The sequence below is a fragment of the Pseudoxanthomonas sp. genome (assembly GCF_036845285.1).
Lineage (GTDB): Bacteria > Pseudomonadota > Gammaproteobacteria > Xanthomonadales > Xanthomonadaceae > Pseudoxanthomonas_A.
Genome location: NZ_DAIUEE010000015.1, coordinates 62,088 through 82,785 on the forward strand (window position 1 = coordinate 62,088; position 20,698 = coordinate 82,785).

Here is a 20,698-nt window from a genome sequence, read left to right on the forward strand (position 1 = left end):
GAAACGAGGGGGTGACCGGATACTAGTCGGGTTTTAACAAGAATTAAACCCGCGTGAAGACCCGGGACGGATAGAGATAAGCTTAGTTACGTATTTGTGATGCCGGGCACGCCTTGCTGCCGGCACATGCCGGCATGGGTGCCAGAACATCACCAATCTTGGTTGCCGGACACGCGTAGCCGCCGCGCTGTGAATGCGCGGTTCGGGAGGTAGAAAAGCAAAGGGGGCTAGAGGTCCTGCTCGTACCGGACGTAAGGCACGGTGCCTTCGTCGGCGTTCTCGTTGGTCAGCGAGAAGGGATTCTTGCCGCGGGTGATGACGTTCTCGGCCCCGACGGTGAGCTGTCCGCTCCACGGGGTGCGCCAGGTAAGGCCCAAGCCAAGGCCTTCGAACTTGCCGGGCTGACCGGGGACATCGACGACACGCCCGATGATGTTGGCGCTGAAGGGGCCGTAGCCGCCGCCGACGGTCAGGCTGCGGCTGTTCCAGCGGTCGGCAAGGGCGGGCAGGTCGGAAGCGGGCACCAGGGTGGCCTTCGCCACCGCGCCGCCGATCGACACGAAGCCTTCGCGGCCGATGTTCTTCTGGCCGAATACGGTCAGATCGTTCTGTTCGACACGGCTGGTACCGCGCCCGGATGACAGCCAGGCAGGCAGCGTGTCGCGGCCGGTGCCGGCGGAGAGGCCAAGCTTGCCGCCGGGGCGGCTCAGGATGGCCGATGCGCTGACGCGCTGGCTCGCGTTGGTGTCGTCGTCGTCGCCCAGCGTGGCGAGCATGCAATGGCTGGCCAGGTTGCCGATGTTGCCCACCACGCCGGCCTTGCGGTTGCAGACCAAGCCCAGTTCGTCGCCGCTGTCCAGCCCGAAGGCGGTGGTCAGCGAATTGCGCCCCATGCGCCAACGGGCGCCGGCTTCGGCCTGGCCGGTGGGTTCCAGCAGCAGCACGGCTTCGACCTTGCCGTCGTTGTTCCAGATCGGCAGGGCGGTGGGATGGGTGTCGGAGGCGGGCTTGCGTGGGGCCTTCTGCGCATGCGCGTCCGTTGCCACGCCGGAGGCGAGCAACAGGGCAAGCGACAGTGACAGGCTACGCAGATTCATGGCTCGCTTCAGACTCCTGGGGCTACCCGGAGTTCCCCTCCCGAAGGGGAACCGATGCTATGCCGTTTATGTTTCTTTAACAAGTCCCCGAGGCGGTAAGCCGGCTGCCGGATCACTGCAGGCGACTGGGCGCGTCCACATCGACCCGGGGCTGGCTGAAAAGTTCCGCGATCTGCAGGGGAGAGAAGCGGTACTCCTGCCCACAGAACTCGCAACGGACTTCAGCTACCCCATCGGCCAGTGCGGCCGTCGCTTCTTCCTCCCCCAACGACTGCAGCATGCTCTCGACCCGCTCGCGCGAACAAGAGCAGCCGAAGCGAATTGGGCGCTGGGTCAGGATTTGCGGCGACTCCTCGTGGAACAGGCGGTGCAGCAGGTCCGGCACGGCGGTCGCGAGCAGTTCCGCCTCGCCCAGCGTGTCGAACAGGGCGCCGGTGCGGTTCCAGCCATCGTGGTCGCCTTCGTCGCCGGGCAGCTTCTGCAGCATGAGGCCGGCGGCCCGGTCGCCGTCTGCCGACAACAGCAGCCGCGTGGGCAATTGTTCCGACTGGCGGAAATAGTCTTCGAAGGCATCGGCCAGCCGGCTTGCCTGCAGGCCGACGAGGCTCTGGTAACGCTGAGGCTCGCGTGGGTCCAGGCCCGGGTTTTCGATGGTGATGGCCAGCAGCGCGTCATCGCCCAGGTCGCGCAGGTCGCGCGGTGCATCCTGGTCTGGAGAAAGTTGCGCGATGCCGCGCACGGTACCCGCTGCCGTGCATTCGGCGAACAGGCTGCGCAGGCTGCCCTGGCTGCGCAGTTGGATCGAGAGTCGGCCGTCGACCTTCGTATGGCCGGTGAACAGCACCGCCGCCGCCGCCGCTTCGCCCAGCAGTTCGCGGGACGCGGGGGGATAGTCGGCGCGGCCGGCCACCGTCTGCCAGGTTTCGTCCAGTCGAACGGCCACGCCGCGTACCCCGGCGGCGGGAAGGAGGAATCGGGTCAGGGTGTCGGAGGACGAGTCGGCAGTCATGGAAATCCGGGCGGAGCATGCGGGGCGGGCTGGCGTCTCGGCATAATGCCGCTGACGACACGCACCGAGGGGAACCATCACGATGGGGGCAACCGACACCATCCTCAAGATCCGGCAGGCCCGATGAGCGCAGCCTCCGTCATACCGGTGCCGCGTCGGCGCCGATGGTTCCGCTGGCTGCTGGCGTTGCCATTCCTGTTTGCGGCTGCCAGCGTCGTGCAGGTCGTGGTGCTGCGCTTCGTCGACCCGCCGTTCACCGCGTTCATGGCGGCACGCGTGTTCGAGGCCTGGGGGCAGGGGCAGTTCGGGTTTCGGCTGGCCTACGACTGGCGTGATCTGGACCGCATGGCGCCGAGCCTGCCGTTGTCGATGGTCGCCGCGGAGGACCAGAACTTCGCCACCCATCATGGCTTCGACCTGGCGGCAATCGAGAAGGCCCGCGTACACAACCGCAAGATGGTCGAGCGGGCGGAGGAGCGAGGTCGTCCGGTGACGCGCCTGCGCGGCGCCAGCACGATCAGCCAGCAGGTCGCGAAGAACCTGTTCCTCTGGCAGGGCAACCACCGCGTCACGCGCTGGGCGCGCAAGGGGCTGGAAGCCTGGTACACCGTGCTGATCGAAGCGCTGTGGCCGAAGCGCCGCATCCTGGAGGTCTATGCCAACGTCGCCGAGTTCGGTGACGGGGTGTACGGCGGGCAGGCGGCGGCGCGGCGCTACTGGGGCAAGGATGCGGCGCGCCTGACGTCCAACGAAAGCGCGCGCCTTGCCGCCGTACTGCCGTCGCCGCGCCGTTACAGCGCCCAGCGTCCCGGTCCGTACGTGCAACGACGCGCGACGCGGATCGAGCGGCAGGTCCGGCAGATCGGCGGCAGCGCTTACCTGGAGGCGCTGCCATGAGCGGTGCGAACCCCTGGCAGGTCACCGTGGTGGTGGCGGCGTACAACGAGGCGGAATCGCTGCCGTTGCTGCATCCGCGCGTCATGGCGGCCCTCGATGCACTGGAGGGCGCGCAAGGCCGCGTGCTGTATGTCGACGACGGCAGCCGCGATGCCACATGGGCGGTGATGCGGGCGTTCGCGGCGGACGATCCGCGCGTGTCCGTGCTGCGGCTTTCGCGCAACTTCGGCAAGGAAGCCGCATTGACGGCAGGCCTGGATCGTATCGATGCCGGGGCCGCATTGATCCTGGATGCCGACGGACAGGATCCGCCGGAACTGATCGGCGACTTCGTGCGCGAATGGCAGGCCGGCTACGACAACGTGCACGGCACGCGCATCGCCCGCGATGGCGAGGGATGGCTGAAGCGCGCCACGGCGCATGCGTTCTATCGGGTGATCGGCCGTCTGTCGAAGACGCCGATCCCGGCCGACACCGGCGACTTCCGTCTGTTGTCGCCGCGCGCGCTGGCGGCCTTGCGCGGACTGCGCGAGCGGCACCGTTTCATGAAGGGCCTGTTCGGCTGGGTGGGCTTCAACCAGAAGGCGCTGCCGTACCACCGCGAGGCGCGCGTGGCCGGCAGCAGCAGTTTCGGTTTCTGGAAGCTGTGGAACTTCGCGCTGGAGGGCATCACCAGCTTCACCACCGCGCCCCTGCGCGTGGCGACCTACCTGGGCGTGCTGACCGCATTGCTCGCGTTTTCGTTCGCGATCTACATCGTCGGCAAGTCGATGCTGTTCGGCGATCCCGTGGCGGGCTGGCCGACGATGATGACGGTGATCCTGTTCCTCGGTGGCGTACAGCTCATGGCGCTCGGCCTGATCGGCGAATACCTCGGGCGCCTGTACGAGGAGTCCAAGCAGCGGCCGCTGTACCTGGTGGATGCGTGGCAACCCGCATCGGCAGGAGTATCCTTGGCCGGACCAGATCGACCCGCTCCCCGCCCCGGAGATCGCCATGCGCACGGTTCGTCAGTTGCTGGGGGCCAAGGCCCCTGAAGTCTTCGCGGTATCTCCCGACGCCTCCGTCCTGGACGCCATCACGCTGATGGCCGAGAAGGGCGTCGGCGCGGTACTCGCCATGCAGGGGCCGCGCCTGTGCGGCATCGTGTCCGAGCGCGACTACGCCCGGAAGGTCATGCTGCAAGGGCGGTCTTCGTCCAATACGCCGGTGCGCGACATCATGACGGCCAAGGTGGTGACGGTGCGGCCGGACGACAGCGTCGACCACTGCATGCAGGTCGTCACCGAGCACCGCATCCGCCACCTGCCGGTCGCCGAAGGCGATGCCATCGTCGGCGTCATCTCCATCGGCGATCTGGTGAAGGCGGTCATCGAGGACCAGCAGGTCGAACTGGACCAGTTGCAGCGCTACATCGCCAGCTGAGTTGCTGCGCTACTTCGCGTATCGGCCACCGCAGGCGCTGTCCTCGCCAGGACCCACTTCGATGGTCGCCAGCAGGGCGGCGGGCGGCGTGATGGTGCCGAGCGCCACGGCCACCGCGCCACGCAGGCCCAGCCGCTTGAAGTCCGGGCGGAACGAGGGGTTCTTGAACGTGCCGCCGACGACGAGCGGCGAACGTAGCGCCAGGATGCTGCGGTCCTTCGGGCGCGGCCTCAGTTCCAGGTCCAGCGTCTCGTCCTTCAGGCTGACCTGGCCCTTGCCGACGATGATCGTGTCCTCTGTATCGAAGGCGAGCGTGCGCGCCTGCATCACGCCGTCCTTGACCGCGAAGTCGCTGAACGCGCAGCGCACCGGCACGGTCTTGTCCTTGGTGATGAGGAATTTCAGTGCCTCGGCGATATCCAGGCCTGCGAGTTCCATCAGCAGGTTGCTGATCTGCCCGCGCCCCATGCCGATGGCGATATCGCCGTCGGCCGTGCCCAGGATGCCGGCGATGGAATTGCCCGTGCCCGCGAGCGTCATGTCGCCGCCTAGGCGGCCGATCGCAGTCTTCGTCAGTTCGGCCTGCGGGAACAGTTCGCCCAGATCCAGCCCGCGCATGGCGATCTTCGCCTGCGTGCGGATGGTGTCGTTGCGCGCATCCATGCGGATCTGCGAACGGATGTCGCCCTGCGCCACGCCGAAGTTGAGCGGCTCCAGACGCAACACGCCTGCATCGAGCAGCAGGTGCGCATCCATGTCGTCGATGGGAAGGCTGGGCGCATTGATGCGATGCGCCTTCCAGCGGACGTCGGCGTCCATCGCGCGCAGTTTGGTGAGGTCGTACGGCGTGTCCGGCAGCAGGCGCGCATCCGCCGCCAGCGCCGCGGCCTTGGCGCGTTGCTCGGCGTTGCTGGCTTCGTCGCCGCCGGTCTGCGGGGGCGCACCGACGAAGCCCGCCAGATCGTCGAAGTCCAATCGCTTCGAGACCAGATTCGCCTGCAGGAGCGGACGCGCGCGCCCGACGGTGACGCTCGCCGAGCCGGCAAGGTCGCTGTCGCCGACGACGCCGGTGAAGCCGTCGTAGCGCCATGTGTCGCCATCGCGGGTGAAGCGGCCATCCAGCCGATACGGCGGGGTGGGAGGCGTCGCGATGCCGATCAGCGGGAACAGGTCCTCCATGTCCTGGCCCGCCAGCATCAGCTGCAGATCGAAGTCGCGCAGTCGGAACGGGTCCACCAGGGTGCCACGCGCATGGGCGCGGGTCGGGCCTGCGGTCGCCCGCAGGTCGATGCGGTAGGGCTTGTCGGTGTCGCGCAGCGCCAGCGGCGATGCGACCTGGCCGCCTAGCGTGAAGCGGTTTCCCGCCCAATGGCCCTTGCCTTCCACGTCGACGGCCGACGCCGCTTCCGACTTGGGCGACGGTGCGCTGTCCAGCGTGATGTCGACGTTCGTCCTGTTCTTCGGGTCGAGGAAGAGCAGGCGGCCATCGTCGATCCTGAGGTCGCGGAAGATCGTCCGGCGCTCGCCGCTCGTGTCGCCGAACACCCAGTTGCCGATGCCGTCGGGTCCGCTTTCCAGCCGCAGTTGCGGGCGCGTCAGATGGATGCGGGGGATGCGCGTCTCGCGTTTGAAGACAAAGGGAAGCACTTCAACGCTCAGCTCGGCGCGATCGGCTGCCGCCATCGTCGGCACCTTGGACCAGGCGGCGTTGCCGAAGGTCAGCGCATCGGCGCGCATCGTGGTCACGCGCCCCAGATCGACGTCGAGATCGCCGGCGATATGGAAGCTGCGGCCCGTCTGCCGCTCGACGGCCCACTCGATCGGCCGGCGCAGCCAGTTCCAGTCGAACAGGATCGCCACCACCACGATCATCGCTGCCAGCACGCCCACCACGATGGCGCCTGTACGCGACAGCGGACGCAATCCGAAACGGCGGCGTGGGGCAGGCGCATCGTTCATGCCTGCATGGTTGGCGACTACGTGTTCACGTACCGCGAAACGGCAGCCCGCCGGTTCATGCAGGGGACACCAAAGTCGACGCGCGATTCACGACGACAGGCGCGGCGACAGCACCTGCTGGGTAACGGCGACGAAGTGGCAGACGCTGCCGGCGATCACGAACAGATGCCAGATCGCGTGCGAGTAGCGGATCGATTCGCGGTGGTAGAAGAAGGTGCCGAGCGTGTAGAACAGGCCCCCGGCCAACATCCATCCCAGCGTCACCAGATCGACCGAGGTCAGCAGCGGCTTGATCGCCACGACCACCAGCCAGCCCATCGCGATGTAGAGGATCGTCGACAGCAGCTTGAAGCGGCCGGTGTAGAACAGTTTGAAGATGACGCCCGCGATGGCAATCGTCCAGATCGCGGCGAACAGGCCCCAGCCCCACGGGCCGCGCAGGCCGATCAGGGTGAAGGGCGTGTAGGTGCCGGCGATCAGCAGGTAGATCGCGCAGTGGTCGAACACCTTCAGCCGCCCCTTCGCCACCGGATGCTGGATGGCGTGGTACAGCGTGGAGGCGGTGTAGAGCAGGAGCAGGGTGATGCCGAACACGATCGACGCGCCGAGCTGCCAGCCGTCGCCGTGGATGGCGGCGAGCGTGATCAGGACCGCGCCGCCGGCCAGCGCAGCCACGGCGCCGAGGCCGTGCGTCAGCGCGCTGGCCAGTTCGTCGCGCAGGTCGACCAGATGGTCGGCGCGCTTGCGGGCGCGCAGGGCTTCGAAGGAGGTCGGATCACTCATGTGGTCACGTTACCGCAATGCAGCACGAGATGCATGGGGGGCCGTCGATAGACAGGAGGAGTATCGACGGGCGCATGTTCAGCCCAGGTCGACGCTGTGCGCGTGCTCGCGCGTGGCGAGGAACTGCACGTCCGGCGCGCGTTCCTGCGCCAGCTGCAGGTTGACCCGCGTCGGCGCCAGGTAGACCAGCTCGCCGGCCGCATCCAGCGACAGGTTCATCGCGTTCTTGTCGCGGAACTCTTCCAGCTTCTTCGCGTTGTCGCAGCGGATCCAGCGCGCCGTGGCCACGCTGACGTTCTCGAACGAGGCATCCACGCCGTACTCGTCCTTCAGCCGGTAGGCCACCACGTCGAACTGCAGCACGCCGACCGCGCCCAGGATCAGGTCGTTGCTCATCAGCGGGCGGAAGAACTGGGTGGCGCCTTCCTCGCTCAGCTGCGCCAGACCCTTCTGCAATTGCTTGAGCTTGAGCGGATCGCGCAGGCGCGCACGGCGGAACAGTTCCGGCGCGAAGTTGGGGATGCCGGTGAACGACAGCGCCTCGCCTTCGGTGAAGGTGTCGCCGATGGAGATGGTGCCGTGGTTGTGAATGCCAATCACGTCGCCCGGGAACGCTTCGGCCGCGATCTCGCGGTCGCTGGCCATGAAGGTCAGCGCATTCGCCAGTTTCATTTCCTTGCCGCTGCGCACATGGAAGGTCTTCATGCCGGCCTCGAAGCGTCCCGAGCACACGCGCATGAACGCCACCCGGTCGCGGTGCTGCGGATCCATGTTGGCCTGGATCTTGAACACGAAGCCGGTCAGCTTGCCTTCCTCCGGCTGCACCTCGCGGCCGGTGGTCGCGCGCGGTTGCGGCGACGGGGCATGTTCGACGAAGAAATCCAGCAGCGGCTGCACGCCGAAATTGTTGACGCCCGAGCCGAAGAACACCGGCGTCTGCTTGCCGTCCAGGTAGGCCTGCTTGTCGAACGGATGGCTGGCGCCTTGCACCAGTTCCAGCTCGTCGCGCAGCGCGGACAGCATCTCGGTGCCGATGCGTGCTTCCAATTGCGGATCGTCCAGCGAGGCGAAGATCGTCGAGTCCTGGCGCGTGAAGTTGCGGCCCGGCTCGTACAGATGCACTTCGCCGGTGAGCAGGTGGACCACGCCCTTCAGCCGCTGGCCCATGCCGATCGGCCAGGTCACCGGCGCGCACTGGATGCCGAGCACGCTTTCCACTTCATCCAGCAGGTCGATCGGGTCCTTGCCCTCGCGGTCCAGCTTGTTGATGAAGGTCATGATGGGCGTGTCGCGCAGGCGGCAGACTTCCATCAGCTTGATGGTGCGTTCCTCGACGCCCTTTGCCACGTCGATGACCATCAGCGCGCTGTCCACGGCGGTGAGCACGCGATAGGTGTCCTCGCCGAAGTCGGCGTGGCCCGGCGTGTCCAGCAGGTTGATGATCTTGCCGTCGTACGGGAACTGCATGACCGACGAGGTGACCGAGATGCCGCGCTCCTTCTCCAGCGCCATCCAGTCGGACGTCGCATGGCGCGCGGCCTTGCGGCCCTTCACCGAGCCGGCCATCTGGATCGCGCCGCCGAACAGCAGCAGCTTTTCGGTCAGCGTGGTCTTGCCGGCGTCGGGGTGGGAAATGATGGCGAAGGTACGGCGCCGCGTGGCTTCATTGGCCACGGCGCTGGAGGGATTGGACATGGGGCGGACGCCCTGACGGGCGTGGAGCAAGCGGGAAGGCGGCGATTATACCGGCCGGGATGGGGTCGGGCCGGCCGGCTCAGCGGGTTGACGGGAACTGCAACTGGCCCAGCGGGCCGAACATGCGGAACGGCACCGATGCCAGCCGCATGCCAAGGTTGGACTGCACCACGAAATGCAGGTGCGGCGCGGTGGAAAAGCCGGTATTCCCCGACAGCCCGATGTACTGGCCCTTGCTGACGTACTGGCCGACACGCACCTGCACCCCTTCCGCCTTCAGGTGGGCGTACAGCGCCATGCTGCCGTCGGCATGCAGGATGCGGATGAAGTTGGCGCGGCCGCCGTACTTCTCGCGGTTCAGGCCGGCCTTGTCGAAGTCCGACTCCACCTGCATCACCAGTCCCTCGCGTGCGGCGACGATCCGCGTGCCTTCGGGCACCGCGAAGTCCACGGCATGCAGGTTCTGCACGTCGCTGTGGCTGAAGCGGCCCCCCGGGCCCTGGTCCACGCGCACGCGACCGTAGTCGAACGGCAGCCGGTACTCGTAGTCCTGCGGGCGGCTGGCGGGGTCGCCCGGCATGCCGTCGAGGGACAGTTCGAAATCGCCGCCCCGCAGCGGGTCGGTGACGCTGATGTTGGCCACCAGCACGCTGCTGCGCGCCGGTACCACGGCCCGGGCCGGCAGGTCGGGCGCACTGCGCACATCGCGCTGCCGACGGAACCCGAGTTGCACTTCCACCGGCCCGTGCATCAGGTTGTCCGCCCACGCCTCGTAGCGCGTGCCCTGTTTTTCCAGTCGCAGCCGCACCAGCGCGCTCGGCGGGTTGCGAAAGCGCATGACGTCCACGCCGCTGCCGGCCAGCTGCTCCGGCGGTGGCGGCTGGTCGCCGTACTGGGTGTAACCCTGCTTGTCCTTCCAGCGGTACAGTCGGGCGGCGTCCAGGTCGCCGACGCCGCCGACCAGCACGGCGATGCCGCAGGCCAGGGCCAGCAGGCGCGTCTTCACCGCGGGCAGTCGCCTTGCAGGTCCAGCGCGCGGGCGATGTCGCGCAGGTCGAACGCGGCCAGAGATACGTCGTTGTGCAGCGCGAACAACGCGCCGGCAGGGAAGCGTTTGGTCGGCATCGCGTACACGGTTTCGCCGTCGGTGTTGGAGGTGACCTTGCCGGAGAACACACCCGCCGGGGCCAGCGTGGCACGGTCGAACAGCCGGAAGCGGGTCGGCGTCAGCTGGTCCACCGCGATCCAGTAGCCATCCTCGGCGCTGCACGACCACAACGCGACGCCTTCCGCATCGGCATCGAATACCGGCAGGCTGTGCCCGTTGTAGGTGCCCGTCGCCAACCTGTAGTCACGCAGGGTGGACCCGACGCGCCGGTCCTCCTCGGCGATCAGCAGGCGTCCGTGGACCGGATCGCCCGCAATGGACTCGACCATGCGCAAGGCACCGGCGGCACCGGTGTCGCCGAACTGGCCCAGCAGCCGGGCGTCCATCCTGCCGCTTTCCGCTACCTGGACCCGGAAGCGCTTCACGCGGGCATCCAGTTCGGCCATCGGCGGCAGCGTCATGGTTCGGAAATCGGCCATGAAGCTGTCGGTGACGAACAGTTCCAGCGCGCCCGGCGCGGTTTCATGCACCCACAGGCCGTACGGGGAGCGCAGCACGTCGGCGCCGAACGCGCCGAGTGGGGTGAACTCCGGCAGCCGGAACGCCTGCACGCGGTGGTTGTCGCGTTCGGCCACGAACAGCAGGTCGCCGAAGACGGCGATGCCGTTGGGCCGGTTGAACTGGCCTACCGCATTGCCGGGCGCACCCACCGAGCGCAGCCGGGCGCCGGTGTCGGCGTCGTAGACGACCACCTGGTGGGCGGCCTTCGCGGTGGCGATCAGCCAGACCTGGCCGTCTTCCGTCGGCCAGGCGGCCAGCGAGTCCAGTTCGTCGCCGGCCACCGGCTCGGAAACCCAGGACTCGGCGATGACGGCATCCGCAGCGCTTTTCGGCGCCGGTGCCGGTGGCGTGGACGTATGCAGGGGGGCGGTTGAACACGCCGCCAGGAAGGCTGCGCAGAGGGCGCCCAGCAGGGATTTCGATGTCATGTGAGGAATTATGCGGCATTGCCGCACCGGCGGGCATCGCGACCGCCATCAACGTTCATCGCTTCATCCGAATAAAGCGATTGACATCCGGCCGGACGCCCGGCAAAGTGCGTCCACCATCGAGACCGGCAGAGGGACAGGCCCGACGAAGCCGGGGCAGCCAGCGACGCGCAAGCGCCGTGGTGGTGCCAAATCCTGCGGGGACCTCAGCGTCTGCCGGAAGATGGTTCGTATCGTGTCCTCGACACGGCGAACGCGAGCTCCGCGAAGCTCGGTGGTGCAGTCCCGTCCCGCAAGGGACCACGCCCATCGGATGCCGCCATGAGCTACGCCAGTCCCGCCCTGAACCGCCTGCCCGAACCGTCCCCGATCGACGGGTTCCCGTTGTCGTCCACCCAGGACGACGGTCCGCGCGCGCTGCGCGGCGAGGTGGTGGTCGAACTGGCGATGCGCCACGCCGGCACCCGCGCGCTGACGCTGCGCTACGAACTGCAGGGGCCGGCCGGCGCGCCGGTCGTGTTCGTCGCCGGCGGCATCTCCGCGCACCGCCACCTGGCAGCGAGCGACGTGTTTCCCGAGAGCGGCTGGTTGAACGACCTGGTCGGTGCCGGTCGCGCGCTGGATCCCTCGCACTGCCAGTTGCTCGCATTCGACTTCCTGGGTGCCGACGGCCGCCTCGATGCGCCCATCGACTCGTCCGACCAGGCCGACGCCGTCGCCAAGCTGCTGTCGACGCTGGGCATCGCGCGGCTGGAGGCTTTCGTCGGCTATTCCTACGGCGCGCTGGTCGGCCTGCAGTTCGCCGTGCGGCATCCGGATCGGTTGAAAAAGCTGGTCGCCGTCAGTGGCGCACATCGTGCGCACCCGTATGCCGCCGCCTGGCGCGCGCTGCAGCGCCGTGCCGTCACGCTGGGCCAGTTGCAGTGCGCCGATGCGCAGGGGCTGTCGCTGGCGCGCCAGTTCGCCATGCTCAGCTACCGCACGCCGGAGGAATTCGGCGAGCGTTTCGACAGCGCGCCTGAGATCGTCAACGGCCGCGTGCGCGTCGCCGCCGAGGACTACCTGGACGCCGCCGGCGCGCAGTACGTCGCGCGCACGCCGGTGACCGCCTACGTACGCCTGTCCGAATCCATCGACCTGCACCGTGTCGATCCCGCCGATGTCCGCGTGCCCACGCTGGTGGTCGCGGTGGAGGGCGACCGCCTGGTGCCGCTGTCCGACTCCGTGGCGCTGGTCGAAGGCCTCGGCACGCTGGGCCAGCTGCGCGTGCTGCGCTCGCCCTACGGCCACGACGCCTTCCTGAAAGAAACCGACCGCATCGATTCCATCCTCACCTCGGCCCTGCGCGCCGCCGGAGACCTCGCATGAGCAGCTACATCCCCACCGACGCCGACGCGCCCTGTCGTCCCGCCACCGCCGCCGTGCGTGCCGGCATCGACCGCGACACCGCCTATGGCGCCGTCACGCCGCCGATCGTGCTGTCGTCGAACTTCAGCTTCGCCGGCTTCGCGCAGAAGCGCGAGTACGACTACACCCGCAGCGGCAATCCGACCCGCGACCTGCTGGCCGAAGCGCTGGCCGACCTGGAAGGCGGTGCCGGCGCCGTCATCACCGCCACCGGCATGGGCGCCATCACGCTGGTGCTGAACGCGCTGCTGGAGCCGGGCGACCGGCTGGTGGTGCCGCACGACGCGTACGGCGGCAGCTGGCGCCTGTTCAACGCATTGGCGAAGAAGGGCCACTTCGAGCTGATCACCGCCGACCTGACCGATCCGCGCTCGCTGGCCGACGCGCTGGCGCAGTCGCCGAAGCTGGTGCTGATCGAAACGCCGTCCAACCCGCTGCTGCGCATCACCGACCTGCGCTTCGTCATCGACGCGGCGCACAAGGCCGGTGCGCGCACGGTGGTGGACAACACCTTCCTGTCGCCGGCGTTGCAGACGCCGATCGCGTTCGGCGCCGATGTGGTGCTGCATTCGACCACCAAGTACATCAACGGCCACAGCGACGTGGTGGGTGGCGCGGTGATCGCGCGCGATGCCGACACGCACCAGCACCTGGTGTGGTGGGCGAACGCACTGGGCCTGACCGGCTCGCCGTTCGACAGCTTCCTGACCCTGCGTGGCCTGCGCACGCTGGACGCGCGCCTGCGCGCGCACCAGGAAAACGCCAACGCCATCGCCGCGCTGCTGGATGCGCACCCGGTGGTGTCGCAGGTCTATTTCCCCGGCCTGGCCTCGCATCCTGGCCACGCCGTCGCCGCACGGCAGCAGAAGGGTTTCGGCGCCATGCTGAGCGTCGAACTGGACGGTGGCGAAGCGGCGGTGCGCGCGTTCGTCGAAGGCCTGCGCTACTTCACCCTGGCCGAATCGCTGGGTGGCGTGGAAAGCCTGGTCGCGCACCCGGCGACCATGACGCACGCGGCGATGACGCCGGAAGCGCGCGCCAAGGCCGGCATCTCCGACGGTCTGCTGCGCCTGTCGGTCGGCATCGAGGCGACTGACGACCTGCTGGCCGACCTGACCGCGGCGCTGGAGCGCGCCGAGGCCGTCGCCACGGAAACCAAACGCAAGCTCGCCGACGCATGAGCACCGTCGTCCGCCTGGCGACCGCGTCGCGCACGGCGCCGAAGCTGGCGCTGCTCGGTACGGGGGTGGTGGGCAGCGCCTTCGTCGCGCGCTACCAGCGCCTGCAGGACCGCGCGCTGCCGTTGCCGGCGCTGGCATGGCTGGCCAATTCCCGGGCGCTGCAGGCCTGCGGATCGTCCGCGCAGCAGGCGCTGGACGATGCCAACCAGGCGACACCGCATGACGGTGATGTGCCGCCCTGGGCGGAAGGCGAGGCGCTGCGCTCCGGCGACATCGTGGTCGATGCCACCGCCAGCGAGGCGGTGGCGGACTGGCATGCCGAATGGCTGGCGCGCGGCGTGCATGTGGTGACGGCGAACAAGCTCGGTGCCGGCGGTGCGCTGTTGCGCGCGGACGCCATCGCGCGTGCGCGCGCCGATTCCGGGGCCGGCTATGGCGACGCCGCCACGGTCGGCGCGGGGCTGCCGCTGCTGCGCAGCCTGCGTGCGCTGGTCGCCGGCGGTGACCGTATCCATCGCGTCGAGGGCGTGCTGTCCGGTTCGCTCGCATGGCTGTTCAACCACTACGACGGCATGCGTGCGTTCTCGGGCTTCGTCCGCCAGGCCCGCCAGGCCGGATATACGGAACCGGATCCGCGGTTGGACCTGTCCGGCGAAGACGTGCGGCGCAAGCTGCTGATCCTCGCGCGCGCCGCAGGATTCCCGTTGCAGGCCGAAGACGTGCGCGTGGACTCGCTGGTGCCGCCGGAACTGGCCGCGCTGCCGTTGCCCGATCTGGACAGCGCGCTCGTCCACCTCGATGCGCCGCTCGCTGCGCGTTTCAGGGAGGCCTCCCGCAACGGCGCGCGCCTGCGCTTCCTCGGCCGCTTCGATGCCGAACGCGCGAGCGTGGGCCTGCAGGCGCTGCCGCTGGACCACCCGCTGTGCGGCGGAGGCGGCACCGACAACCGCGTCGCCATCTACAGCGACCGCTATCCCGAGCACCCGCTTGTCGTGCAGGGGCCGGGTGCCGGCGCCGAGGTCACCGCCGCCGCACTGCTGGACGACGTACTGGCCATCGCGGCGGCTGCCTAGGCCATCTCCTTGCATGCAGGTGTCCGCGTCCGGGCACCTGCCGCGTTGGCTCCGTTCGACACCCCGTCATCCGGAGCGTTCCGATGCGCCTTGCCTCGTGCGTGCGAACCGCGTTGCTTGCCGGAGGCCTGGTCTGCGTCGCGGCCTGCGGAGAGCCGGCCGCGCCCGTCACCGCAACGCCGGCCCGGTCGGCCATCGCCCAGCAACCGCCGCTGCCCGGCCTGCGCGTACGTCCGCTGACCGACCGTGTATTCGAGCGCACCGATGCACGACGCGAGCGGGGCCGCTACCTGGCCGACGGCATCCTCCAGTGCGCGCTGTGCCATTCCGACCGCGACTGGGGACAGCCCGGCGCACCGCCCGTGCAGAGTCGCACGATGGCGGGGCATGTGTGGAAGGACGAAGGCGCGACACGGCTGGTCGCACCGAACCTGACGTCCGACGTCGAGACCGGCGTGGGCGGGTGGAGCGACGACATGCTGGCGCGCGCGATCCGCGAGGGCATCAGCCACGATGGCCGGCCGCTGCATCCGCAGATGTGGTACCCCTCGTTCTCGATGCTGTCGGACGAGGACCTCGCCGCGGTCGTCGTCTACCTGCGTTCGCTGCCGGCGATCCGCAACCCGCTGCCGCGCACGCAGCTCTCCGACGAACAGGTCCAGCGCATCGTCGGCCGTCCGATGCCGATCACCGCGCCCGTGTCCGGACCCGTCGACGACAGTCCGCTGGAACGCGGCCGCTACCTGGCGGCCATTGGCGACTGCGGCGGCTGCCACACATTGTGGGAGGGCAAGCGATTGCCGGGTGCGTTCGCCGGCGGCAACGCCATCTCCCGCGACGGCCGGGACATCTACAGCACCAACCTGACGCCGCATCCCACCGGCATCGACTACGACGCGGCGGCGTTCGTCCAGTTGATGCGCACCGGCAAGCAAGGATTGACGCATCCGATGATGCCGTGGGTCGCCTTCCGCCATCTCGGCGACGAAGACCTGCGCGCGTTGCACGCGTTCCTGCAGACGCGCCATCCGGTGGCCCATGCCATCAGCAACCTGGCGCCGCCGACCCTGTGTGCGGTCTGCGGACAGGAACACGGCCTGGGCAGCATCAACCGTCTGCAAAAAACGAAGGGTGTCACCGTATCCGACGCGATCCTGCGCGACTACGTCGGCACGTACCGCGTCGAACGCTACGACTGGACGCTGCGCATCACGTTCGCGCACGGCCGACTGCATGCGCAATCGGCGGACGAAGCCCCCGTCGAACTGGTTCCGCTGGACGACACCCTGTTCGCCATGGACGGTGGACTCGGTCCGTTGCGCTTCCGGCGTGGCGCGAACGGCAAGGTGGATGCGGTCGTGTCGCAGGACGTCGATGACGTCGTCCTGGCGCGGATCGGCGATGCCGTCGCCTCTGCCAGGTGAAACCCGTCAGGGAGCCGTCGAATGTCCGGCGCGTCGCAGCGGCATCAATCGGGCTGCGTGGGCGCGGATGTCGTCGGTGCCGGATGATGCGGGCCACGCAGGGCGAGATGGCCGCTGCGGACCAGCTCGCCGGGGTCGCGGCGCACGTGGTCCGCGTCGAGCGCGGGCAACGGCAACGGCGTGGCTTCGTACAGCGCCCAGCCATTGCGGCCGTGCGCCTTGACCGCGTAGAGCGCGCGATCGGCCAGTGAGACCAGTTGTTCCCATCCCAGCAGGTCGGGCGCGTCGGGGAAGGGCGGGTAGCCGATCAGGCCCAGCGACGCGGTGACCTGCACGTGCGCGCCGGCCACCTCCACCGGCGTGGCGGCGATCGCCGTGCAGATGCGGCGCCCCAGTGCATGCAGTTCGTGCCGCGGCATCGGCCGGAACACCATCAGGAATTCCTCGCCGCCCCAGCGGATCACGTAGTCGCCATCGCGCGAAAGCGTGCGCAACCGGTGCGCGACGGTCTGCAGCACGTGGTCGCCGACCTGGTGGCCGTGGCCATCGTTGATCGACTTGAAGTGGTCGATGTCGAGCAGCGCGAAGGCGAGCACGTCCACGCCGGCGGCGAAGCCGGGGGTGCGCTGGTAGTAGGCGATGTCGGCCGGCAGTTGCCGGGTCAGGTAGCGGCGGTTGTGCAGGCCGGTCAGTGGATCGGTGAGGCTGATCGCCTCCAGTTGCCGGTTGGCCTGCTGCAGGTCGCGCGTGCGCTGTTCGACCAGGCGTTCCAGTGCGATGCGGCGGTTGTGGTGGCGCCGCAGCACCCAGCGGTTCGACAGCAGCACCAGGATCGCCAATGCGATGGCCAGCAAGAGATAGAACCACGGACTCTCGTAGGCGTACGGCGCGATGGTGAAGGGCTGCGTGGCGGCGGCGCGTCCGGATACACCGCTGTTGTTGGTGCCGAGCACCTCGAACACATAGTGCCCCGCCGGCAGGTTGGTGTAGGTGGCGCTGCGCTGGTGGGGATCGTCCAGCAGCTTCCACTCTTCGTCGTAGCCCTTGAGGCGATAGCGGATGTCGATGTGGTCCGACGCCTGGAAGCTGAGGGTGGTGAATTCGAAGCGCAGGTCGCGCGCCGCGCTCGGCAGCGCCCATTCGATCGCGCGCTCCGCCGGCCGCCACTGTCCCTGGACCTGGACGCGTTCGACCACCGACTCTGGTTGGTAGTCGTTGGACAGCGACTGGTCGGTCGCCATCACCACCACGCCGTCGCGGGTCGGCAGCCACAGCGCGTTGTCGGCCAGGAAGCCGCGGCTGTTGCCGGCGCCATTGCAGCAGTCGCCCTTCTGGCCGCCATGGCGATCGCCGCGCTCGTTGAGCAGCGTGCGCGCGCCGACCTTGAACGCAGGATTGTCAACGGCAGTGAGCAGGTCGGCGACCGGCACGCGGTAGATGCCGCGCAGGCCACCCACCCACAGGAAGCCGCCGGCGTCCTCGGCGAAGAAGAAGGGCGCATTCGCCGGAATGCCGCGCGTCTTGTCCAGGCGCGTCCAGCGATGGCCGTCGAACAGCACCATCATTTCTTCCGACAGCGCGCCGGCCAGCCATTGGCCACCGGCGAGTTCGTGCAGGGAGACGATGTGCGGCGCATCCAGGCCCGTTCCCGTCAGTGGAACGGCGAGCAGGCGTTCATCGACGAATTCGTACAGGCCGCTCTGCGTGCCGACCAGCAGCCGCCCGTCGCGTGTTTCGAGCAGCACGCGCACGCGCACGTCGCGCAGGCCGGCGCGTTCGCCATAGTGGCGCAGGCGGGCCTCGCCTTCCGTCCATCGGTAAAGGCCCGTGCTGGTGGCGAACCACACCCGTCCCTGGCGGTCGCGCACGATGCCGTTCACCTGCGCGGCATCCATCGCCGCCAGCATCCGGGGCCGTTGCACGCGGCCGTCGCGGTACAGCGCGGCACCGTCGCGGGTGCCGATCCAGGTCTGGCCGTTTTCGGGCAGCAGGCTGTAGGCGGCCGGATGCGGCAGGTCGCGCCCGGCGACCACCGTGCGGAAGCGGCCGCCTTCCAGCACGCTCACCCCATCGTCGCTGCCGACCCATACCCGGCCATCGGGCGCCTGCGCGGTGGACCACAGCAGCGGGTGGTGCAATCCCTCCGTGCGGCTGTAGCGCCGCGTCCAGCCGTTCCACACGCGGCTGACGCCTTCGTTGTTGCTGCCCAGCCACAGGTTGGACTCGCGGTCCTCGTGGAACGCACGGATCTCCGCCAGCGGTCCTTCGGCGGGGATCCGTTCCAGCAGCCGGCCGGCCCGCAGCCGGTACAGGGTATTGCGCGTACTGACCCACAGGATGCTGTCGCGGTCCTCGTGCAGCGCCTGGATGCCGCCGCTGACGGCGGTCACGTCGCGATACCGTTGCCAGTGCGTCCCGTCGAGTACGAACAGGCCGGCATCGCAGCCCGCCCAGAGGCGTCCGTCGTGGCGCGCCAGCGACGTGATGGTGGCGAGCGATGCGCCCACCGGGAGTTTCAGGATGCGTTCGCCCGTTCCGTCGAACACGTGGACGCGGCCCCGTCCACCGACCCAGAGCGTGCCGTCGTCATCGGCATGCAAGGCCAGCGCGCCGCCATCATCGATCGGATGCAGGGTCTGCAGGCGGTCCGCCACCACCACCATGACGCCGCGGTGCGTGGCTACCAGCAGGCGACCGCGAAGGTCGCGCGTGAGCGCACGCACGTCGACCACGCCAGCGGCTTCGCCCGGCGCGACCGACACGGTCTTCATGCGGTTGCCATCGCGCACCGCCAGTCCCTGCGGCGTGCCGATCCACAGGCGGCCTTCGCGGTCGGTATGCAGGGCCTGGATCCAGGTGCTCGGCAGTTCCGGCGTGTTGTCCAGGTCGAAGTTGGTGAAGCGCACGCCGTCGAAGCGGCTGAGGCCGGCCTGCGTGCCGAACCAGAGGTAGCCGGGCCGGTCCTGGGCGATGGCGAGCACGCTCAACTGTGGGAGGCCCTGTTCCAGGCTCCAGTGGTTGCGTACGTAGTGATGGAACGACTTGGAGGGGTCCAGCGCATGCGCGGTCGGGCAAAGCGCCGCCATCCCGCCCAGCAGGGGCAGGCACCAGACCGCCAGCCGGCGCCGCCACCAGGGCGTGCCGCAGCGGGTCTTGTCGACGAGGTCGGACAGGACGCGTCTCCGGTAAGTCGGTTTACCAAGAACGGTATCGGCGCGGAGCCGCGCCCCTAAAGGGTCGAAGCATCGGGTCCGGTGTGTGGTCGTACCGTGGACGTGGAAACCCGGAACCAGCCCGTAGCCCGGGTAAGGCTGAAGGCCGCACCCGGGGAATGCATGGTGCGTCGGCCCCGGGGTGGGCTGCGCTTACCCGGGCTACGCCGGCTCTGCGAAACCACCCCGGAACGGTGCGTGCTCAAGGCGTCGAAACACGATGGCAAGGCGATTTGCCTCAACCGCAAGGCTGGCTCGGCATGCGGCCAAGGCGCATTGCCTCGCGCGTGACGTAAAAAGGTGCGTCGACGAGGCAATTTTCCTCGGCATCAAGGTGTTCGGAAGGGTGACGTCACCCCGGTCTGCCTTGCCGTTGAGGCATTCCGCTTCGACCACGAAGCACCTCTGCCTCGGCATTGAACCAACGTGGTGCAGGATCGAGCTTCCGAGTCTTGGTCGCAAAGGATGAAAACCCAGCCGCACGCGCGAGGAAGAGTCCCGTAGCCCGGATAAGGGCAAAGGCCGCACCCGGGGAGTGCGTCAGTGTGTCGGGTCCCGGGTGCGCTTCGCTTACCCGGGCTACGCTGGCTACGCCTCAAATGGGCGTTACCGCGCTGGACAATGCTGACGATATCGCTAGTAAAGAGTTCTTCTGATGTTGAGTTCGCTTTCTATGAGGTGTTCAGCAATTTCCCGGATTATCGGCATGTCCGCGGAGAGGCGATGCACGTCGGCTACGTCGTCGGGGTCGACCAGCGGGGTGATGTAGGCATGTGCTACTGCGCACCGCCCGGACTGGTAGAGGTACGCTGCAACGTCAGAATTTTTCTTGCTTATCGCTGATATGCGATCAATCGCCAAAGAGTCCTTTAGCAGCGGCATGATGTTTCTGATGCCGTCGACTATTTCATGAATGACGATTCCACCTTTGGCTGTGATTTTCTTGTCTTGCCAGAAGATGTTCAGGATCTTGAAGTAGCTCAGGAATTCGAATGGAACTGAGTTCACCGTGACGGCTTCGCGGTACAGTGCCAATGCCAATCTGGCTTTCGGATCTGATTCGAGTTCTCTATGAAATGGGAAGGCAAAGGATGATCCGACTTGGCGGGAGGCTTTCGGTACTGATACCGGAATCGGGTTTCCAGACCAGCCATAGTGGTTTTCGAGGCTTTGACCATCGCACCATGAAACTGTGCTCAAGAATCGGTTTATCAGGGTTAGCGCGTCTGTATCTGAGATCCTGCGCAAATTGATGTGGACAGACTGATCGCAGTCTTGCGTTGCCGGCCGGAGGATCAGGTCGTGGCCACCGAACTGAATGGACGTTTCCTTTGTTGGCCAACATGCATGGCCAGAAACACGAACGTTCAGCCAGCGGTCCACATCAGCACTCGATGACGTTCACCGCCAGCCCGCCCCGGCTGGTTTCCTTGTACTTG

Annotated in this window: 16 protein-coding genes and 1 riboswitch; of the genes, 7 read left to right on the plus strand and 9 right to left on the minus strand. The window is 68.0% G+C overall.

The window, feature by feature from the left end; genetic code table 11:
- Window positions 1-227: 227 nt before the first annotated feature.
- Window positions 228-1,061, minus strand: coding sequence for a hypothetical protein (locus V7060_RS16095; RefSeq protein WP_334180279.1), 834 nt, complete (start codon window positions 1,059-1,061; stop codon window positions 228-230).
- Between the two features lie 148 nt (window positions 1,062-1,209).
- A complete protein-coding gene (locus V7060_RS16100) occupies window positions 1,210-2,106 on the minus strand; it encodes an Hsp33 family molecular chaperone HslO (RefSeq protein WP_334180262.1) in 897 nt (298 codons plus the stop codon).
- A 123-nt stretch (window positions 2,107-2,229) separates the two neighbouring features.
- On the opposite strand from V7060_RS16100, the gene mtgA reads away from it, so the two are divergent.
- The 3 genes from mtgA to V7060_RS16115 are packed head-to-tail and all read left to right on the plus strand — an operon-like array spanning window position 2,230 to window position 4,428.
- On the plus strand, window positions 2,230-3,003 hold the full coding sequence (gene mtgA, locus V7060_RS16105) for a monofunctional biosynthetic peptidoglycan transglycosylase (protein WP_334180263.1): 774 nt from the start codon (window positions 2,230-2,232) through the stop codon (window positions 3,001-3,003).
- Complete coding sequence (locus V7060_RS16110; RefSeq protein WP_334180264.1) at window positions 3,000-4,040, plus strand: glycosyltransferase family 2 protein; 1,041 nt, start codon at window positions 3,000-3,002, stop codon at window positions 4,038-4,040. The genes mtgA and V7060_RS16110 overlap by 4 nt, the downstream gene beginning before the upstream one ends.
- On the plus strand, window positions 4,000-4,428 hold the full coding sequence (locus V7060_RS16115) for a CBS domain-containing protein (RefSeq protein WP_334180265.1): 429 nt from the start codon (window positions 4,000-4,002) through the stop codon (window positions 4,426-4,428). Before V7060_RS16110 ends, V7060_RS16115 begins: the two co-directional genes overlap by 41 nt.
- A 9-nt stretch (window positions 4,429-4,437) precedes the next feature.
- Here the strand turns inward: V7060_RS16115 and V7060_RS16120 are convergent, their stop codons facing one another.
- The 5 genes from V7060_RS16120 to V7060_RS16140 all read right to left on the minus strand — a co-directional run bounded on the left by V7060_RS16120 (window position 4,438) and on the right by V7060_RS16140 (window position 10,962).
- Window positions 4,438-6,387, minus strand: a complete 1,950-nt coding sequence (locus tag V7060_RS16120; protein ID WP_334180266.1) for an AsmA family protein — start codon at window positions 6,385-6,387, stop codon at window positions 4,438-4,440.
- A gap of 87 nt (window positions 6,388-6,474) precedes the next feature.
- Window positions 6,475-7,170, minus strand: a complete 696-nt coding sequence (locus tag V7060_RS16125) for a hemolysin III family protein (RefSeq protein ID WP_334180267.1) — start codon at window positions 7,168-7,170, stop codon at window positions 6,475-6,477.
- A 78-nt stretch (window positions 7,171-7,248) separates the two neighbouring features.
- The gene (locus tag V7060_RS16130; protein WP_334180268.1) at window positions 7,249-8,865 is read right to left on the minus strand and encodes a peptide chain release factor 3; all 1,617 of its coding nucleotides are present in this window, start codon (window positions 8,863-8,865) and stop codon (window positions 7,249-7,251) included.
- Window positions 8,866-8,944: 79 nt separating this feature from the next.
- Window positions 8,945-9,871, minus strand: coding sequence for a M23 family metallopeptidase (locus tag V7060_RS16135; RefSeq protein WP_334180269.1), 927 nt, complete (start codon window positions 9,869-9,871; stop codon window positions 8,945-8,947).
- Complete coding sequence (locus V7060_RS16140; protein WP_334180270.1) at window positions 9,868-10,962, minus strand: phytase; 1,095 nt, start codon at window positions 10,960-10,962, stop codon at window positions 9,868-9,870. Before V7060_RS16140 ends, V7060_RS16135 begins: the two co-directional genes overlap by 4 nt.
- 113 nt (window positions 10,963-11,075) lie before the next feature.
- Window positions 11,076-11,192, plus strand: a riboswitch (SAM riboswitch).
- 91 nt (window positions 11,193-11,283) lie between these two features.
- On the opposite strand from V7060_RS16140, the gene V7060_RS16145 reads away from it, so the two are divergent.
- The 4 genes from V7060_RS16145 to V7060_RS16160 all read left to right on the plus strand — a co-directional run bounded on the left by V7060_RS16145 (window position 11,284) and on the right by V7060_RS16160 (window position 16,047).
- Complete coding sequence (locus V7060_RS16145) at window positions 11,284-12,330, plus strand: homoserine O-succinyltransferase (protein ID WP_334180271.1); 1,047 nt, start codon at window positions 11,284-11,286, stop codon at window positions 12,328-12,330.
- Window positions 12,327-13,550: an O-succinylhomoserine (thiol)-lyase gene (locus tag V7060_RS16150; RefSeq protein ID WP_334180272.1), complete on the plus strand. Its 1,224-nt coding sequence runs from the start codon at window positions 12,327-12,329 to the stop codon at window positions 13,548-13,550. Before V7060_RS16145 ends, V7060_RS16150 begins: the two co-directional genes overlap by 4 nt.
- Window positions 13,547-14,623 carry a homoserine dehydrogenase gene (locus V7060_RS16155; protein ID WP_334180273.1) on the plus strand — a complete coding sequence of 359 codons (1,077 nt, stop codon included), beginning with the start codon at window positions 13,547-13,549 and terminating at the stop codon, window positions 14,621-14,623. The genes V7060_RS16150 and V7060_RS16155 overlap by 4 nt, the downstream gene beginning before the upstream one ends.
- Window positions 14,624-14,706: 83 nt before the next feature.
- Window positions 14,707-16,047 carry a c-type cytochrome gene (locus tag V7060_RS16160; protein WP_334180274.1) on the plus strand — a complete coding sequence of 447 codons (1,341 nt, stop codon included), beginning with the start codon at window positions 14,707-14,709 and terminating at the stop codon, window positions 16,045-16,047.
- 44 nt (window positions 16,048-16,091) lie between these two features.
- Here V7060_RS16160 and V7060_RS16165 read toward each other — a convergent pair whose 3' ends face one another.
- Together V7060_RS16165 and mauJ are read right to left on the minus strand one after the other, a co-directional pair.
- Complete coding sequence (locus V7060_RS16165; RefSeq protein ID WP_334180275.1) at window positions 16,092-19,133, minus strand: two-component regulator propeller domain-containing protein; 3,042 nt, start codon at window positions 19,131-19,133, stop codon at window positions 16,092-16,094.
- 762 nt (window positions 19,134-19,895) lie between these two features.
- The gene (gene mauJ / locus V7060_RS16170) at window positions 19,896-20,642 is read right to left on the minus strand and encodes a methylamine utilization protein MauJ (protein WP_334180276.1); all 747 of its coding nucleotides are present in this window, start codon (window positions 20,640-20,642) and stop codon (window positions 19,896-19,898) included.
- Between the last annotated feature and the right edge of the window lie 56 nt (window positions 20,643-20,698).

Coding starts and splice junctions, on each gene's coding strand:
- V7060_RS16100 (WP_334180262.1), bottom strand. CDS start 2,106: ATGACTGCCGACTCGTCCTCCGACACCCTGACCCGATTCCTCCTTCCC.
- mtgA (WP_334180263.1), top strand. CDS start 2,230: ATGAGCGCAGCCTCCGTCATACCGGTGCCGCGTCGGCGCCGATGGTTC.
- V7060_RS16110 (WP_334180264.1), top strand. CDS start 3,000: ATGAGCGGTGCGAACCCCTGGCAGGTCACCGTGGTGGTGGCGGCGTAC.
- V7060_RS16115 (WP_334180265.1), top strand. CDS start 4,000: ATGCGCACGGTTCGTCAGTTGCTGGGGGCCAAGGCCCCTGAAGTCTTC.
- V7060_RS16120 (WP_334180266.1), bottom strand. CDS start 6,387: ATGAACGATGCGCCTGCCCCACGCCGCCGTTTCGGATTGCGTCCGCTG.
- V7060_RS16125 (WP_334180267.1), bottom strand. CDS start 7,170: ATGAGTGATCCGACCTCCTTCGAAGCCCTGCGCGCCCGCAAGCGCGCC.
- V7060_RS16130 (WP_334180268.1), bottom strand. CDS start 8,865: ATGTCCAATCCCTCCAGCGCCGTGGCCAATGAAGCCACGCGGCGCCGT.
- V7060_RS16140 (WP_334180270.1), bottom strand. CDS start 10,962: ATGACATCGAAATCCCTGCTGGGCGCCCTCTGCGCAGCCTTCCTGGCG.
- V7060_RS16145 (WP_334180271.1), top strand. CDS start 11,284: ATGAGCTACGCCAGTCCCGCCCTGAACCGCCTGCCCGAACCGTCCCCG.
- V7060_RS16150 (WP_334180272.1), top strand. CDS start 12,327: ATGAGCAGCTACATCCCCACCGACGCCGACGCGCCCTGTCGTCCCGCC.
- V7060_RS16155 (WP_334180273.1), top strand. CDS start 13,547: ATGAGCACCGTCGTCCGCCTGGCGACCGCGTCGCGCACGGCGCCGAAG.
- V7060_RS16160 (WP_334180274.1), top strand. CDS start 14,707: ATGCGCCTTGCCTCGTGCGTGCGAACCGCGTTGCTTGCCGGAGGCCTG.
- V7060_RS16165 (WP_334180275.1), bottom strand. CDS start 19,133: ATGGCGGCGCTTTGCCCGACCGCGCATGCGCTGGACCCCTCCAAGTCG.